The sequence below is a fragment of the Pseudomonas sp. 7SR1 genome (genome assembly GCF_900156465.1).
Classification (GTDB): Bacteria; Pseudomonadota; Gammaproteobacteria; order Pseudomonadales; family Pseudomonadaceae; genus Aquipseudomonas.
Genome location: NZ_LT707064.1, coordinates 3963429 through 3980301 on the forward strand (window position 1 = coordinate 3963429; position 16873 = coordinate 3980301).

At 63.0% G+C, this 16873-nt stretch carries 16 protein-coding genes and 1 pseudogene; 6 read left to right on the forward strand and 11 right to left on the reverse strand.

All coding sequences use genetic code 11. From position 1 onward, the window contains the following. Positions 1-131: 131 nt before the first annotated feature. Positions 132-368, reverse strand: a complete 237-nt coding sequence (locus BW992_RS18225; protein WP_072396176.1) for a DUF2789 family protein — start codon at positions 366-368, stop codon at positions 132-134. 762 nt (positions 369-1130) lie between these two features. Between BW992_RS18225 and BW992_RS18235 the strand changes: the two genes are divergently transcribed. From BW992_RS18235 to BW992_RS18245, 3 genes are all read left to right on the forward strand, one after another. Beyond that, positions 1131-1580, forward strand: coding sequence for a hypothetical protein (locus BW992_RS18235; RefSeq protein WP_072396180.1), 450 nt, complete (start codon positions 1131-1133; stop codon positions 1578-1580). 189 nt (positions 1581-1769) lie between these two features. After that, positions 1770-2780 carry an ABC transporter substrate-binding protein gene (locus tag BW992_RS18240; protein WP_072431460.1) on the forward strand — a complete coding sequence of 337 codons (1011 nt, stop codon included), beginning with the start codon at positions 1770-1772 and terminating at the stop codon, positions 2778-2780. Positions 2781-2917: 137 nt separating this feature from the next. Further along, positions 2918-3355: a DUF3995 domain-containing protein gene (locus BW992_RS18245; protein WP_072396184.1), complete on the forward strand. Its 438-nt coding sequence runs from the start codon at positions 2918-2920 to the stop codon at positions 3353-3355. Between the two features lie 13 nt (positions 3356-3368). Here the strand turns inward: BW992_RS18245 and BW992_RS18250 are convergent, their stop codons facing one another. The 7 genes and pseudogenes from BW992_RS18250 to BW992_RS18280 all read right to left on the reverse strand — a co-directional run bounded on the left by BW992_RS18250 (position 3369) and on the right by BW992_RS18280 (position 10719). Further along, positions 3369-3731 carry a Na+/H+ antiporter subunit G gene (locus BW992_RS18250; RefSeq protein ID WP_072396186.1) on the reverse strand — a complete coding sequence of 121 codons (363 nt, stop codon included), beginning with the start codon at positions 3729-3731 and terminating at the stop codon, positions 3369-3371. Next, positions 3728-4006 (reverse strand): K+/H+ antiporter subunit F, encoded by a 279-nt coding sequence (locus BW992_RS18255; protein ID WP_072396188.1) that lies wholly within the window; start codon positions 4004-4006, stop codon positions 3728-3730. Before BW992_RS18255 ends, BW992_RS18250 begins: the two co-directional genes overlap by 4 nt. Then, entirely contained in the window at positions 4003-4491 is a 489-nt protein-coding gene (locus tag BW992_RS18260) for a Na+/H+ antiporter subunit E (protein WP_072431461.1), read from the reverse strand. Before BW992_RS18260 ends, BW992_RS18255 begins: the two co-directional genes overlap by 4 nt. Beyond that, positions 4488-6170, reverse strand: coding sequence for a monovalent cation/H+ antiporter subunit D (locus tag BW992_RS18265; protein ID WP_072431462.1), 1683 nt, complete (start codon positions 6168-6170; stop codon positions 4488-4490). The genes BW992_RS18260 and BW992_RS18265 overlap by 4 nt, the downstream gene beginning before the upstream one ends. After that, positions 6167-6511 (reverse strand): Na+/H+ antiporter subunit C, encoded by a 345-nt coding sequence (locus BW992_RS18270; protein ID WP_030141296.1) that lies wholly within the window; start codon positions 6509-6511, stop codon positions 6167-6169. The genes BW992_RS18265 and BW992_RS18270 overlap by 4 nt, the downstream gene beginning before the upstream one ends. Further along, positions 6511-9435 (reverse strand): monovalent cation/H+ antiporter subunit A, encoded by a 2925-nt coding sequence (locus tag BW992_RS18275; protein ID WP_072396203.1) that lies wholly within the window; start codon positions 9433-9435, stop codon positions 6511-6513. The genes BW992_RS18270 and BW992_RS18275 overlap by 1 nt, the downstream gene beginning before the upstream one ends. Positions 9436-9716: 281 nt before the next feature. After that, positions 9717-10719, reverse strand: a pseudogene (locus tag BW992_RS18280) (DMT family transporter). A 16-nt stretch (positions 10720-10735) separates the two neighbouring features. On the opposite strand from BW992_RS18280, the gene BW992_RS18285 reads away from it, so the two are divergent. Then, positions 10736-11299: a helix-turn-helix domain-containing protein gene (locus tag BW992_RS18285; RefSeq protein ID WP_072396247.1), complete on the forward strand. Its 564-nt coding sequence runs from the start codon at positions 10736-10738 to the stop codon at positions 11297-11299. A gap of 14 nt (positions 11300-11313) precedes the next feature. Then, the gene (locus BW992_RS18290; protein WP_076406870.1) at positions 11314-12756 is read left to right on the forward strand and encodes an FAD/NAD(P)-binding protein; all 1443 of its coding nucleotides are present in this window, start codon (positions 11314-11316) and stop codon (positions 12754-12756) included. A gap of 182 nt (positions 12757-12938) precedes the next feature. Here BW992_RS18290 and BW992_RS18295 read toward each other — a convergent pair whose 3' ends face one another. From BW992_RS18295 to BW992_RS18305, 3 genes are all read right to left on the reverse strand, one after another. Continuing rightward, complete coding sequence (locus BW992_RS18295) at positions 12939-14054, reverse strand: Gfo/Idh/MocA family protein (protein WP_076406871.1); 1116 nt, start codon at positions 14052-14054, stop codon at positions 12939-12941. 232 nt (positions 14055-14286) lie between these two features. After that, positions 14287-15054 (reverse strand): SDR family oxidoreductase, encoded by a 768-nt coding sequence (locus tag BW992_RS18300; RefSeq protein ID WP_003180553.1) that lies wholly within the window; start codon positions 15052-15054, stop codon positions 14287-14289. 24 nt (positions 15055-15078) lie between these two features. After that, complete coding sequence (locus BW992_RS18305) at positions 15079-16146, reverse strand: phosphotransferase family protein (protein ID WP_072459009.1); 1068 nt, start codon at positions 16144-16146, stop codon at positions 15079-15081. Positions 16147-16343: 197 nt separating this feature from the next. Here BW992_RS18305 and BW992_RS18310 point away from each other — a divergent pair, with 197 nt between their 5' ends. Continuing rightward, positions 16344-16739, forward strand: a complete 396-nt coding sequence (locus BW992_RS18310) for a DUF4280 domain-containing protein (protein WP_072396255.1) — start codon at positions 16344-16346, stop codon at positions 16737-16739. Positions 16740-16873 lie beyond the last annotated feature (134 nt).

The window sequence follows — 16873 nt, forward strand, 5'->3', positions numbered from 1 at the left end:
ACTCGTTCATGCTGCGTTGAAAGCAGCCGCGCCTGGCCTTCGTTTCAGGACGCTGGTACAGAGCCCGGGCGGAGTAAGGAAGTGGGAGCACGTTCGCTCCCACGGAGCGCTTCATTCAGTTGGCGTCGTGACTATTTGCCGTCATGCAGGCGCACGTTCAGTTGGTCCACCAGCACGGCCTCTTCGCCATCGGCCAGCAACCACTCCCTGAGCAGGTCTTTCTGTTGATCCGACCAGAAGTCGGCTTCCACCAGCTTGGTCTCCGGCGCCAGCGGATGCGCCATGATGAAATCGTCTATGGCTTTGCCGTCCGAGGGCAGGCCCAGTTGATCGAACAGGGTCGAAAGTTCGTGAGAGGGCTGTTCCATGGGATTCTCCTTTGGGCGTGCGCCGGGATGGCGCTGGGTTGCACTCCTTTATCTGAGGCAAGCGGGCGCCAGGAGTTCTATCGCTTGTGTCCCGATGTTCAAGCGCTCTGTTCGAGGTACCTGGCCAGGTAGCAGGCTTCGTTATGATCAGCGCGGAAACCTCTTACACGTCCGGTTGATGTTTCTTCAATATGGAAAAAACACTTGCCGGCCAGGACGACCCGATAACGCGGTTGAAACAGGCCAACCTTGAGGTCATCGGCCCCGCCTAGGGGCTCATGGGGGGCGAGGTTGCGAGGCGTGGCGGGTTGGATCGGGGTTGTGAAGGCGTCCATGTGAATTCCTTTTCTATGGCTTACCGACGAATTGCCGGGTATTTCAAGTAGTCTCCGTGCCCACGGCTGCTCTAGAATCGGCAGCACCGTATGGACGGTGGTGCCTATCTAAAGCAATTTTTTTCAGGCTCGATGTCAGAAAAATGCTTTTTTAAGTCTGAAATTTCCCTAAAGTTAGTAGTCCGACCTTTTCCGATGTGCAGAGTGGAGATTTCCTTCAGCCCCTGACGCTCCTTGGGAAAGGCGGCGAGAGTGGCAATCCTTTAGTCTTCTCTCGCCCTGGGACAGGGTACGCCGTTCACTTCGAATTTCAGTGACAGGTCCATTGCGACGATACAGTCGGCACGGGTTCTTGTGGTCCGTCCGTTGTGTGGAACGGACCATTTTCAAAGATGGGGATGTTTCCTTGGCAGTAAGTAATCTCGACATGCATGCGTTATTTGTACTGGGTGACCTTCGGGCAAAACTGGTCAAACTCTTTCAGTCGCGTTTCGTCTACATCACCGAGCAGACCGCCGAAGGTATCTATGTCGCCGAAATCGATACCGAATCGGCCCTGGTGGTCGATGACAAGCAAAGGCTCGAGCTCAAGGTCGGTGATCATTTTCGCGCGGCGGTGTTGCCAAGCCGTGAAGGCGGCAAGTTTGAAATCAGGTTTCGCGAGATCAAGCTCACGGTCTATGGACTTGGCGACTATGCGTTTGTAACGACGCCGGGGGGCGAGGCGATCCTGTTCAAGGAAGGCCATAGCGTGGTCACCGTGTTCGCGGCGCACGAACAACTGCAGGAAGGCTTGACCAAGACCCTGAAGGCCGTCACCGCCAAAGCCGCGAAGTGGCGCAAGGGTGAACTCGTGACATTCAAGGCCAGTGAATGACAGATGCAAGGCCGGTGAAAAAATGTAGGAAGCGGGGCTGCGCAAGTTCCCAACTTCCACGCCGGTAACAGTTTTCACAAGATCTCGCTGGAACCTCGGCTACAGTCAGTTGACTGAACTATTCACACGCTTGCGTTCGGTTACGCAGGATCGTTCAGCTATCGCTGTGTCTGGCATGAGGTGCAATGCATGAAACGAGTTCGACAGTGGCTGGCTGCCTGGGCCACCTTCGCTGTGTTGGTTTCACCACTCCCGGCATCGGCCGCATCCGCGCCGATCCACTTCGCCGACTTGAACTGGGAAAGTGGCAGCCTGATCACCGATATCCTGCGGATCATCGTGGAGAAGGGCTACGGCCTGAAAACCGATACATTGCCGGGCACCACCATTACCCTGGAAACCGCCCTGGCCAACAACGACATCCAGGTGATCGGGGAAGAATGGGCCGGACGCAGTCCTGTGTGGGTCAAGGCCGAGGCCGAAGGCAAGGTGGTCGCCTTGGGCGATACGGTCAAAGGCGCGACCGAAGGCTGGTGGGTACCCGAGTACGTCATCAAGGGCGACCCGGCCAAGGGTATCAAGCCCCTGGCGCCGGACCTGCGCAGCGTCAGCGACCTGGCGCGATACAAACATGTGTTCAAGGATCCGGAGAGTCCGGACAAGGGGCGTTTCCTCAACAGCCCCATCGGCTGGACTTCCGAGGTGGTCAACAAACAGAAGCTCAAGGCCTATGGCCTGGCCGACAGTTTCGTCAACTTCCGCAGCGGTTCCGGTGCGGCGCTGGATGCGGAGATCACGTCCTCGATTCGCCGAGGCAAGCCGATCCTGTTCTATTACTGGTCGCCCACGCCCCTGCTTGGAAAGTTCAAGCTGGTGCAGCTGGAGGAGCCGCCATTCGATGCCGAGGCCTGGAAAACCCTGACCGATGCCGACAACCCCAATCCCAGGCCGACCCGCTCCCTGGCCTCGAAACTGTCCATCGGCGTATCGACCCCGTTCCAGAAACAGTATCCGGACATCGCCGAGTTCTTCAGCAAGGTCGACCTGCCCATCGATCCGTTGAACAAGGCCCTGGCGGACATGAGCGAAAAACGCATGCCCCCGCGCGAAGCCGCCGAGGCTTTCCTCAAGGCCCATCCACAGGTCTGGCAGGCCTGGCTGCCCAAGGATGTGGCGGACAAGGTGGCGGCGGGGCTGTAGGCATTCGCCTGGCGGCGGGTTGAACTCTTGATCCTGAGCAATGAGGGTTTCGCGCGAAGCTGGCAATCTGCGCCGGTCCAGCGAAATATCAAATTCGAGCTAGGATGAATGTTCAACCTTTTCCAGGAGACTGGCGAATGACGCTGTTATTGGCTCGGTCGCTGGTCGCGGTTTTCGCGGCCATCAGCTTGATCCATATGTATTGGGCCCTGGGCGGACGCTGGGCCGCCCTGGCGGTGGTGCCCCAGGTGCCGGTGCAGCACGGACAGGCGCTGCGCCCGGCGTTCGATCCATCGGGCTGGTTGACGCTGCTGGTCGCCCTGGGGCTGCTGTTGATCGCGCTGCTGGTAAGCCTGCGGGTCGGTCTGCTGGCGCCGCCGGTCACTCATCGGGCGCTCCAGTGGCTGATCAGCGCGATCGCCTTGCTGATGTTCGCCCGGGCCATTGGCGAGTCGAACCTGGTGGGCTTCTTCAAGGAGGTCAAGGATTCGACGTTCGCCAGGCTCGACACCTGGATCTACTCGCCCTTGTGCGTCGTGCTCGGGGCCGGGTTGTTGACGGTGGCCTGGGCCTGAGTCGGGTCACCGGCTAACTGTCGGATCCTGTCCGCCTGCTGCTCACTTCCGCCGGCACATCATCCCCGGCCATGCGCTTGCGGAACAACGCCGCCCGGGCCAGCAGCAGGGTGGTCACCGGTACGGTGATCGACAGCAGGATCGGGATCAGCCAGGCATGCAGCACCGGCCCGGACTTGAGCGCCGAGAAATACAGGATCGAGGCCAGTGCCACGCACCAGGCGCCCAGGGTCGAAGCCAGCGCCGGAGGATGCATGCGCTGGAAATAATCCTTGAGCCGCACCAGGCCAACGGCTCCGACCAGGGCGAACAGGCTGCTGAGCACCAGCAGGATCGCCACTGCGGCTTCGACCCACATCGACAATTGGCCATTCATTCGATCACCTCCCCACGCAGCAGGAACTTGGCCAGGGCGAACGAACCGACAAAGCCGAACAGGGCGATCAGCAACGCCGCTTCGAAGTAGGTGTCGCTGGCATAACGAATGCCCAGCACCAGCATCATCAGCATCGCAATGATGTAGAGATAATCCAGGGCCAGTACCCGATCCTGTGCCGATGGGCCCTTGAACAGTCGCACCAGGGTCAGCACCATCGCCAGGGAGAACAGGAAAAGACTCAACAGGATCGAGTTGGACAGGAACGGGCTCATTGGAAAATCTCCATCAAGGGGCGCTCATAGGTGGCCTTGAAGTGGGCGATGAACGACGCTTCGTCTTGCAGATCGAACACGTGCATCAGCAGGATGCTGCGGTCCAGTGCCAGTTCCGACCAGACTGTCCCGGGGATGACCGTGGTGATCATCGACAGCGCGGCCAGGCCATTGGCGTCATGCAGATCCAGCGGCACCTTGACGAAGCACGAGCGAGGTGGGCGCCGTCCGGCGTTCAGCACGCTCCAGGCCACTGCCAGGTTGGACAGCAGCACGTCGCGGCCCACCAGCAGGAACAGCCGAAGCACCGTGCCGGGGCGTCGGATACGAATGGGCCGCGGGCGCAGCGGACGCATCATCAGCGGCGCGAGAAAGCCCAGCGCCGCCCCCAGCAGCAGATGGCCGGGGCTGACCGTCAGGTTCAACGCCAGCCACAGTCCCCAGAGTGCCAGGGACAGCCAGGGTGCGGGAAACAGGCGTTTCATGGCTGCACCTCCCGTGACGCCGTGCTGGCGTCGGGGCTGGGAATGGCGCGGGTGGAAAGCACCGACATCACATAATGTTCCGGATTGTTCAGTGCCTGGGCAGCCTCCTGGGTGTAGCGCAACAGCGCCTCGGCCTTGAAGGTCAGTCCGATTCCCAGGCCCAGCAGAACGATGATCGGCAGGCATTCGAACGGCCTCAGCAACGGCGATGGCCGCTCCTTGGGCGTCCAGAAGCGCTGGATCCCCAGGCGCGAGAAGGCGACCAGCGAGGCCAGGCCGGACAGGATCAGCAAGGCCAGCAGCCCCCATGCCTGATACGAGATGGGGCCGCCACTGGTTCCAAGACCCTGGGGATTGAGCAGTGCGTTCAACAGGCCCAGCTTGCCGATGAAGCCCGACAGCGGCGGCATGCCCACCACCAGCAAGGTACACGCGATGAAACTCAAACCGAGGAACGCCAGGGTCCAGGGTATCACTTGCCCGACCACGGCCTTCTGTTCGTCATCGAGGTTGGTGCCCTTGGGCGGTTGCAGGGATTCCAGCGGCCGAGGCAACGTATCGAACTCGTCTTCCAGGGGCAGTTCGTTGGCCGAACGCGAGCGTTCGATCAGTTCGGCCAGCAGGAACAGCGCACAAAGCGCCAGGGTCGAGCTCACCAGGTAGAACAGCGCCGCGCCCACCAGGTTGGGCTGGGCGAACCCGATGGCCGACAGCAGGATGCCGGCCGATACCAGGATGCTCAGGCTGGCCATGCGCTCCAGCCGCTGGGCCGCGAGGATGGCGATGGCCGCGCAAACGATGGTGGCCATGCCTGCGTAGATCAGCCAGTCGCCGCCGAAATAGGCCGAGGCACCGGCCTGGCCGGAGAACAGCAGTGTCCACAGGCGAAGCAGGGTGTAGATGCCCACCTTGGTCATGATCGCGAACAGTGCCGCCACCGGAGCGCTGGCGGCACTGTAGGCCGGCACCAGCCAGAAGTTCAGCGGCCACATGCCGGCCTTGGCCAGGAACGCCACGGCCAGGATCGCCGCGCCGGCATGCAGCAGGCCTCGATCGGCTTCCGGTACCAGCGGTACTTTCAGGGCCAGGTCGGCCATGTTCAGGGTGCCGGTGACGCCATAGATCAGCGCCGCACCGATCAGGAACAGCGAGGAGGCCAGCAGGTTGATGGAAATGTAATGCAGCCCCGACGACACCCGTGCCCGTCCCGAGCCGTGCAGGAGCAAACCGTAGGACGCGGCCAGCAGCACTTCGAAGAACACGAACAGGTTGAACAGGTCCGCCGTGAGGAAGGCGCCGTAGAGGCCCATCAGCTGGATCTGGAACAGCGCGTGGAAGCTTGCGCCAGCGCCGTGCCAGCGGGCCGTGGCGAACAGCAGGGTGCATACGCCGATGATGCCGGTCAGCACCAGCATCAGGGCCGACAGCCGATCGACCACCAACACGATACCGAAGGGCGCCTGCCAGTTGCCCGGCAGGTACACGCCGATGGAGGCGGGCAGGGCCTGGTCCTGGGTCCAGCCCAGCAACAGCACGGCGATACCCAGGCCCAGGAGGCTGGAGAACAGGTTGATCCGGGCCTTGAGCGGGCGATGCTTCTCGCCCAGCATCAGCATCAATGCGGCGGTCAGCAGCGGCAGCAGGATGGGGGCGGCGATCAGGTGAGGCGTCAACATCATTCCCTGGGCTCCCGGCCGTCCACATGGTCGGTGCCGGTCAGGCCCCGGGAAGCCAGCAACACCACCAGGAACAGCGCAGTCATGGCGAAACTGATCACGATGGCGGTCAGCACCAGGGCCTGGGGCAACGGGTCGGTGTAGTGCAACAGGTTCTGGGGCACGCCGTCCTTGATGATCGGCTCCTTGCCGATGAACAGGCTGCCCATGCTGAAGATGAACAGGTTGACGCCATAGGAGAGCAGGCACAGCCCCATGACCACCTGGAAGGTCCGGGGCCGCAATACCAGCCAGACTCCGGAGGCGGCCAATACGCCGATTGCGATTGCGATGACTTCTTCCATCAGGCGGCTCCTGTTCCGGTGTGTGCCACGGGCTTGGGCTGCAGGCCCGGTTTATGGGCCCGCACCGACTGGTGGGCCAGGGCAGTGAGAATCAACAGGGTCGAACCGACCACCACGGCATACACGCCGATGTCGAAGAACAGGGCACTGGCCAGGTGGATATCCCCCAGCAGCGGCAGTTCGAAGTGCCAGGTGTGGGTGGTCAGGAAGGGGTAGCCGACCAGCATCGCCCCAAGGCCGGTGGTCGTGGCGAACAGCAGCCCGGTGCCCATCCAGCGCAATGGCCGCAGGCTCATCTGGGCCTCGACCCACTGGGTGCCGGCCACCATGTACTGCAGGATGAACGCCACCGACATCACCAACCCGGCGACGAAGCCACCTCCCGGCTGGTTGTGGCCGCGCATGAACAGGTAGAACGACACCACCAGGGCAATCGGCAGCAGCAGGCGCACCAGCACCGACGGCACCATCATGAAGCCCAGCGCGGTGTCGCTGGCATGCCGTGGGTTGACCAGGTCGGTGACCACGTCCGGCGCCAGCAGGCGCTGTTGCGCCGGCAACTGCATGCTTTCCTTCGGTGGTCGGAACCGCCGTAGCAGCGCGAATACGGCCAGGGCGACCGCCACCAGTACGGTGATTTCGCCCAGGGTATCGAAGCCGCGGAAATCCACCAGCATCACGTTCACCACATTGCTGCCGCCACCTTCAGGCAAGGCCCGGCTGAGGTAGAACGAGGAAATGTCGTTGGGGGTCTGGCGCGTCAGCATCGCATAGGACAGCAAGGCCATGCCGCCGCCTACCGCGATGGACAGCAACAGGTCGCGCAAACGGCGCACCCGCGCGCGTCGTTCGCTGTTGGGCAGGGGCGATGCGTCCTCGATCCGCCGGGGCAGCCAACGCAGGCCGAGCAGGATCAGCACCGTGGTCACCACCTCGACCACCAGTTGAGTCAAGGCCAGGTCGGGCGCCGAGAACCAGACAAAGGTAACGCAGGTCATCAGGCCGCAGACGCTGACCATGGTCAGGGCCGCGAGCCGGTGGTACTTGGCTTGCCAGGCCGCGCCCAAGGCGCAGGCGATTGCCAGCAACCACAGGGTGACGAAGACGATGGAGCCGGGAATCTTCGGCCGGTCGCCCCAGACCAGCGTGCCGTGCGACATCGGAATCAGTCCGGCCAACACCGCGACCAGCACCAGCAGGAACAGTTGCGCCTGCAGCCTCCGGGTACTGATTTTCCGTTCCAGCCGACGGCTCTGGCGCATCATCAGCACCAGGCTGCGTTCGAACAAGCGCTTGCCGCTGAGCCGGCCGATGAGGGGCGGTCGCTTGATCTGCCCGCGCTTGAGTTGCTGGCGCAGCAGCAGGTACAGCACGATGCCGCCGGACATTGCCACCAGGCTCATGATCATCGGCGCGTTCAGGCCATGCCAGATCGCCAGGCTGTACGAGGGCAGCGGGCCACCGAGCACCGGCAACGCGGCCGCGGCAAGCAGCGAACCGACCACCTGGGCCGGGAAGATTCCCACCAGCAGGCAGGTGAATACCAACAGCTCCACTGGCGCCCGCATCCAGCGCGGCGGTTCGTGGGGGGTATGGGGCAGGTCGGTGGCGGTGGGCCCGAAGAACACGTCCACGGTAAAGCGCAAGGAATAGGCGACGCTGAAGGTACCGGCAATGGTGGCGATGATTGGCAGCGACAGTTCGATCCAGGCCGTGGCGGAAATGAACACCGTCTCGGCGAAGAACATCTCCTTGGACAGGAAGCCGTTGAGCAATGGCACCCCGGCCATTGCCGCGCTGGCCACCATGGCCAGGGTGGCGGTGAACGGAATCAGCCGGACCAGGCCGCTGAGCTTACGGATATCCCGGGTGCCGCTTTCGTGGTCGATGATCCCGGCGGCCATGAACAACGAGGCCTTGAAGGTGGCGTGGTTGAGGATATGGAAGACCGCCGCCACGGCGGCCAGCGGACTGTTCAGGCCCAGCAGCAGGGTGATCAGCCCCAGGTGGCTGATGGTGGAATAGGCCAGCAGTCCCTTGAGGTCGTTCTGGAACATCGCGCAATAGGCGCCCAGCAGCAAGGTGCAGGCCCCCGCGCCGCCGACGATGTAGAACCACTCTTCGCTGCCCGACAACGACGGCCACAACCGTGCCAGCAGGAAAACCCCGGCCTTGACCATGGTCGCCGAGTGCAGGTAGGCCGATACCGGCGTGGGCGCGGCCATGGCGTGGGGCAGCCAGAAATGGAAGGGAAACTGAGCGCTTTTGCTCAGGGCGCCGATCAGGATCAGCGGCAAGAGAATGGGGTAGAGAGCGTGGTCACGGATGATATTGCCGGCGGCCAGGACCTTGTCCAGGTCGTAGCTGCCGACCACATGGCCGAGCAGCATCACTCCCGCCAGCAGGCACAGCCCGCCGGCCCCTGTCACCATCAAGGCCATGTAGGCGCCGCGCCGGGCATCGGCGCGGTGGTGCCAGTAGCCGATCAGCAGGAACGAGAACAGGCTGGTCAACTCCCAGAAAAACACGATCTGGATCAGGTTGCCGGAGATCACCAGTCCGAGCATGGCGCCCATGAACGCCAACAGGAATGCGAAGAAGCGCGGCACCGGATCATCCGGCGACATGTAATAGCGGGCATACAGCGAAACCAGCGTGCCGATACCCAGTACCAGCAGGGAAAACAGCCAGGCGAAACCGTCCAGGCGCAGCACGAAGTCCAGGCCCAGGCTGGGCAGCCATGAATAATGCTCACGGATCACGCCACCGTCGACGATCTGCGGATACAGCAGCGCCACCTGGACAGTACCGACCAGGGCCACCAGGCCAGCCAGCACCGATTCGGCGTTACGGGCGTTGTGCGGCAGCAGCGCCGCGACACAGCTGCCGATGAAGGGCAAAAGTAATAGAACTATCAGAGACATAGGCTTCTATTCGGCGGGTTCAGGTTGGGATCATACGTGGCGCATCCCGGATCACCAACCGCGAGGGTGTCGCAGAATCCTACAAGGTAGACGGAGTTTTCCTGTTTTGTGGTGTTTCAGCCTGGAAGCGGTGAGCGTTGCCAGGGCAGGCGCCTTGAAAAGAATCCGCACTCCGGCCCCGGAGTGCCTCATCCCCGTTCAATGATCGCCGGGGATGGTCCGAGCCTGGCGTAGAAGACGCTTGCGCCTTGGACAGGTCTTTCCGACGTTCGGGCGATGCCTCAACTCTCGCCCTCGGGCACCTCATCCACCACGACGGCATCCTTGTTCCGGGTCTTCAGTTCGCTGACGATCACCGCCGCCACGATCAGCCCGGCACCCACCAGCGCAATCGCCGGCAACCGCTCGCCCGCCAGGCGCCCGGCGATGCCGGCCCACACCGGTTCACCGGCGTAGATCAATGTGGCACGGGTAGGCGAGACGCTTCTCTGCGCCCAGTTCATCGCCACCTGGATCGCCGCGCTGGCCGCGCCCAACCCTACTGCACTGAACAGCAGGAACCAGGAAAAGTCCGGGATCGTTTCCTGGGTCGGTACTACCATCGAAAATGCCAGCACCGCCGTGCTCGCCAGTTGCACCACGGTAACGCGACGCACATCGACCTGGCCGGCGTAAGTGCTGATCAGGATGATTTCGGCGGCAATCGCGATGGCGCTGATGAGCGTGGCGATCTCTCCGGGGCTGAAGTTCAGCGAGGCACCGGCGGGGCCCGATACCAGCAAAAGCCCCGTGAACGCCAGCATGATGCCGATGCTGGGCATCAAGCCCGGCCTGCGGCCCAGCACCAGCCACTGCAACAGCGGCACGAAGGGAACATAGAGCGCGGTGATGAACGCCGACTGGCTGCTGGGAATGCTTTGCAGGCCCACGGTCTGCAAGCCGTAGCCGAGCATGATCGCCACGCCGATGAAAGCGCCGGCCTTGAGTTCGAACAGGGTCAGGTCGCGCAGGTGACGCCAGGAGAACAAGGCGACGAATGCCGCCGCGGCGGCGAATCGCAGGCCGACGAAGAACATCGGGCCGCTGACCGTCATGGCGTGCTGGACCAGCAGGAAGGTCCCACCCCAGATCATGGTGATCAGCACCAGCACGCACTCAGCCTTGCTGAGCTGCAGGAAACGGGAGGGAGCCTGTGGGGAATTCACCGATGTCATGACCTTGCGCGCCAATGGAGGCGGACGCACAATGCGTCCGAAAGTTGAGCAGTATAGTGCGCAACCCCATGGAACGAGCAATCCCAGTGCATAAAGATCACGGCCAGCGGGCATCCGTCCTGCAACACGTCAGCCAGAATGTCCGGCGCTTGCGCCATGCCGCGCAACTCAGCCAGACCGCGCTGGCGCAACTGTCCGGGGTGAGCCGGCGGATGCTGGTCGCCATCGAGGCCGGGGAAAAGAACGTCAGCCTGACCACCCTGGACCGGGTCGCCGAAGCCCTGGACGTCGCCTTCAGCGATCTGATCCAGGCCCCCGATGCCCGGGATCCCAGCCGGATCGATGAGTTGGCCTGGGCCGGCGCGATCCCCGGCAGCAAGGCCGTGCTCCTGGCCAAGGCCACGGCCACCCGTGAGGTGGAACTGTGGGAGTGGCGCCTGGAGCCCGGCGAGTCTTATCAGTCCGAGCCCGACAACGATGGCTGGAGCGAGCAACTCTACGTATTCGAGGGATGCCTGACGCTGCTGTTGGGCAGTGATGAACGCCGGATCGGTGCCGGTGAGTTTTTCATGTTCGCCAGCAACCAGCCCCATGCCTATCGAAACGATGGCCCGGTGGCGGCGAGATTCGTACGCAACGTGGTGATTTGACCCTGGAGATCGGTATGGACACAACGTTGGAGCGACAGGGGCGCGACCTCATCCGCGAAGCCGAGATCCTGATCATTGGCGGCGGCCTGAGCGGTGCCATGCTGGCCGCGCAGTTACTGCGCCTGCCGGGCCGGCGCGAGGTGCTGATCGTCGAGCCGCGCAGTGAACTGGGCCGGGGCGAAGCCTACAGTGCCGTGGAACCGGGCCATACCTTGAACGGTAACGCGGCGCGCATGAGTGTCGACCCGGACAACGCCGATGACCTGACCCAATGGCTCACCGCGTTCATCGAAGCCGGCGGCTGGCCCGAGTCGGGCCTACAGCATGTGCCGATCAGCGAATTGTTCCCACCCCGGGGGATATTCGGCCTCTATGTGCAGCAGCGCCTGGCCGAGGCTCGCCAGTTGGGCGCACAAAACGGTTCGACTGCCGAGCACGTGCGCGGGGAGGCCGTGGACCTGCGGCTTGCCGACGATACCGTGATGGTGACGCTGGACGACGGCCAACTCTTGCGTGGCCGTTTCGCCGTGCTCGCCACTGGCATGTTTCCGGCGGCGCGCACTCCGCAGACCGAATCCAGCGGCTTGAATGCCGCGGCCCTGGATCCCTGGGATGTGGCCGCGATGCGCCAGCTCGACCCGCAGTCCACGGTGTTGATCATCGGCTCGGGACTGACCATGGTCGACGCCGTGGTCTCCCTGGAGCAGGCCGGGCACCGGGGGCCGATCGAAGTGTTTTCCCGGCATGGCCTGCTGCCCCACGTGCGCCGCCAGCCACCGGCCTGGGTGGATTTCCTCGCTGAAGATCACAGCCTGCGTTCGCCCCGCCAACTGATGCGGGCCCTGCGCGAGCAATGCCGTCAGGCCCAGGCCCTGGGGATCGATTGGCAAGCGCCGCTGGACACGGTGCGTGCGCATATCGGGCGTTTGTGGAACCAGGCCAGTGACGTGCAGCGCCGGCAGTTCGTGCGGCATGTCCGGCCATGGTGGGAGAGTCATCACCATCGTTCGCCGCCGTTGAGCGCGGAGCTGGTGGCGCGTTTGCATGGGGAAGGGCGATTGCGGATCCAGGCGGCGTCGTTCAAGGGGCTGGCGTCGTCTCCCGAGGGCACAGTGGGTATTCACATCCGCCACCGGGGACAAGCCGGCCTGACAGTGGTGCAGGGCGCGGCATTGATCAACTCCAGCGGTATTGAATATGACTGGCGCCGCGTGGCGCGACCGTTGCCGCAGCAGCTGCTGGCTCGCGGACTGATCCAGCCGGGGCCGTTGGCCCTGGGCATTGCCGCCCGGCCTGACGGTGCGGTGCTGGACGCCCAAGGAGCGCCCGCCCGGCGGCTGTTCGCCATGGGGCCGCCGTTGCGGGGGATGTGGTGGGAAAGCACTGCCGTGACCGACGTGGCGAGCCAGGCCAAGGCGCTGGCGGCGCGGTTGGTTGAGTTGCAAACCCAGGTTTGAGTTGAACACGGTCCCTTGTGGCGAGGGGATTTATTCCCGTTGGGTCGCGCAGCGGCCCCAAATTTAGCCTGACACACCAAGGACGCATTTTTAGGAGCGCTTTGCACCCCAACGGGGATAAATCCCCTCGCCACACGGTTAACCATATCTCCGGACCAAACAGGGGGGACTGAAGTCAGGGGTTATAGCTCGCTGACCTTCACCCAACGCTGCTCCCGCGCCGCCACCCGAATCGCCGCCGCCAGCCGCTCCACTTCCCAGGCCTCGTCGAAGTCCGTGCCGCTGCCGCCTTCGCCGGCCAGCGTCATGATCAGTTCCTGCACTTCCAGCGTCTTCAATTCGTTGTAGCCCAACTGGTGTCCGGCGGCCGGGCTGAATGCGGCATAGCCGGGCAAGTCCGGGCCGGCCAGCAGGCGCTGGAAGCCTGGCTGGCCGACGCGACACAGGCGCAGCTCATTGAGTCGCTCCTGATCGAATGCCAGCGTGCCGAGGGTGCCGCTGATCTCGAAGCTCAGGTGGTTCTTGTAGCCATGTTTGAGCCAACTGCTGCTCACCGTGCCTCGGGCGCCATTGGCGAAGCGCAGCAGTGCGTGGACGTGGTCGTCCACCGCGATGGCCCGTTGTTCGGCATTGCCGGCGCTGGCAGGGCGCTGGTGGTGCACGGTCTGGCTGTCGGCGCACACGGCCTCGACATCGCCCAACAAGTGCCGGGCCATGGCCAGCAAGTGGCTGCCCAGGTCTGCCAGTGCGCCACCGGCGTGGGCCGCTTCGCAACGCCATGACCACGGCGAGGTCGGGTCGGCCATGAAGTCTTCGCTGAACTCACCCTGGAAGCTGATGATCTGTCCCAGCTCGCCGCGCTGGATCATGTCTCGGGCCAGCCCGATGATCGGATTGTGCTGGTAGTTGTAGCCGACCCGCGTCACCACCCCTGCGGCCTTGGCCGCCTGGCGCATCTGCTCGGCCTGTTCCAGGGACACCGCCAGGGGCTTTTCACAATAGACCGGCTTGCCCGCCGCCAACGCCGCCATGGCCATCGGGAAGTGCAGGTGGTTGGGTGTGGTAATGGCGATCAGGTGAACCTTCGGGTCGTCGATCAGCCGCTGCCAGTGGCTGTGGGCCGTCTCGAACCCCCAACTCTGGGCGCACTGCCGGGCACGCTGTGGATCGGCGTCGGCCAGGGCCGCGAGTGTCAGGTTCAGGGGGAGGTCGAACACTGCCTTGGCATTGTGGAACGCCAAGGCATGGGCACGGCCCATGAAGCCGGTGCCAATCAGACCGATGCCGAGTTCGCGCATGAGAAAGAGCCCTTTGAATTGTTATTTTCAGAAGGGTTCTTTATGGAATAAATATTCTCAAATTGCAAATTCTGGAATAAATATTCATTTGTGCGATTGCAGAGGACTCCTTGTGGGAGCGAGCTTGCTCGCGATAGCGGTGGGTCAGCAGTACTGGTGTGACTGATGCGACGCCATCGCGAGCATGCTCGCTCCCACAGGGTTTCTCACAGGTCTTGCATGGCGCTCGCTATCAGGACAGGAACCCACCATCCACATTCAACGCCACACCTGTGGTGTAGCTCGACGCATCGCTGGCCAGGTACAGCACCGCGCCGGCCATTTCGCTCGGGTCGGCCACGCGCTTGAGGGGGATCTGCGCCAGGGCGGTTTTCAGGATGGCGTCGTTCTTGACCAGTGCCGAGGCGAACTTGGTGTCGGTCAGGCCCGGCAGCAGGGCGTTGCAACGGATGCCGAATTGCGCGCATTCCTTGGCGAAGACCTTGGTCATGTTGATCACCGCCGCCTTGGTCACCGAATAGATGCCCTGGAAGATGCCCGGGGAAATGCCATTGATCGACGCGACGTTGATGATGCTGCCGCCACCGTTCTCGCGCATCAGCTTGCCGGCTTCCACCGACATGAAGAAATAGCCGCGGATATTCACATCGACGGTTTTCTGGAACGCACCCAGGTCGGTGTCCAGCACGTTGCAGAACTGCGGGTTGGTGGCCGCGTTGTTCACCAGGATGTCCAGGCGCCCGAACTGTTCGCGGATGCCGGCGAACACCTGGCTGATCTGTTCCATTTCACCGATGTGGCAGGCGATGGCGGTGGCCTTGCCGCCAGCGGCGATGATCGCATCGGCGACGTGCTGGCAACCGTCGAGCTTGCGGCTGGAAACGATCACATGGGCGCCTTGCTGGGCCAGCAGTTTGGCGATGGCTTCGCCGATGCCACGGCTGGCGCCGGAAACGAAGGCGATTTTACCGTCGAGGTCGAACAACTGGGTCTTGGACATGCTGTTTCCTTGTTATAGGTGCGCTCAGAGCGTGGATTTTTTGATGACTTGCAGGCTCATCTGCTCCAGCAGCGCGTTCATCTGAACGAACTGCGCGAAGCGTTTGTCCTGGGTCTGGCCGTGGAAATAGCGGTAGTAGATCTGCTGGACGATGCCGGCTAGGCGGAACAGGCCGTAGGTGTAGTAGAAGTCGAAGTTGTCGATGCGCATCCCGGCGCGCTCGGCGTAGTAATCGACGAATGCCCGGCGGGTCAGCATGCCTGGGGCGTGGCTGGGCTGGCGGCGCATCAGTTGCACGGGCGCCGGGTCGCCGGCTTCGATCCAGTAGGCCAGGCTGTTGCCCAGGTCCATCAACGGGTCGCCGATGGTAGTCAGCTCCCAATCCAGTACACCGATGATCTGCATCGGGTTGTCCGGATCGAGGATGACGTTGTCGAAGCGGTAATCGTTGTGGACGATGCTCGACGTCGGATGGTCGGCAGGCATCTTGTCGTTGAGCCAGGCCTTGACCGCCTCCCATTTCGGCGCGTCGGGCGTCAGGGCTTTTTCATAACGATCGCTCCAGCCCCGGATCTGCCGCGCCACGTAGCCTTCGGGCTTGCCCAGGTCCGCCAGGCCGCAGGCCTGATAGTCGACCCGATGCAGTTCCACCAGCCGATCGATGAAGCTTTTGCACAGCGCCTCGGTCCGGGCGGCGTCGAAACCCAGTTCCGGCGGCAGGTCGGAACGCAGGATGATGCCCTTGACCCGTTCCATCACATAGAACTCGGCGCCTATTACCGATTCGTCGGTGCAATGCACGTAGGCTTTCGGGCAATACGGGAAGCCGTCGCGCAATTGATTGAGGATACGGAACTCACGGCCCATGTCATGGGCGGATTTGGCCTTGTGGCCGAACGGCGGGCGACGCAGGACGAATTCCTGTTCGGGGTATTCCAGCAGGTAGGTCAGGTTCGATGCGCCACCGGGAAACTGGCTGATCCGTGGCAGGCCGGTGAGGCCGGGAATGTGGGCCTTGAGGTACGGGTCGATCAGATTGGCATCGAGTTCTTCACCGTCGCGCACGCGGGTGGACTGATCTGTAAACGCCATGCTTATCCCTTCTGCTTATTTTGGAGGCCATCGATCATTGGCTAATCTAATGGCGCGTGGGAGGCGTCACAAGCACGCCAGGGTCTTATAGGTTAGCGTGTTGCCGGATAATCAGCGGGCTTGATGCATGGCGGCGTGCGCCTCGGAAGCTGGCGAGCTATGGTTTCGGGACAGTCGCTGTCAAAGGAGCCACCGCGATGGGATGTCCGCAAGTCTGTGCGACCGCAACCCTGCAATGCAGCTTCGGCGCAGCCCCGGCGGTGCTCAATGTGCTGCCGGTCAATCGCCTGCTGACCGGCGGGATGCCGGCGGCCAATATCATGGACCACATCCCGCTGGTGAATATCACCACGTTTGGCATGTGCATGAGCCTGGCGAACCCGACCGTGGCCGCCGCCACCGCGGCGGCACTCGGCGTACTGACCCCCATGCCGTGCATTCCCGCCACTGCCACCCCGTGGATCCCTGGCGGCGCCCCGACCCTGTTGCTGGGCAACATGCCGGCCATCGATGCCAATAGCACCTTGATGTGCACCTGGGCCGGGGTGATCAAGATCGTTGTACCAGGGCAGGTGCAGATGTTGATTCCCTGATGGGCAATCCGGCGGGCATTGCACCGCCCCTGTGGAAGCGAGCTTGCTCGCGATAGCGGTGGGTCAGTGGGTGGTGAGGTTGATTGTGAGGCCGTCATCGCGAGCAAGCTCGCGCTCACTGGGGGTAAGACAAT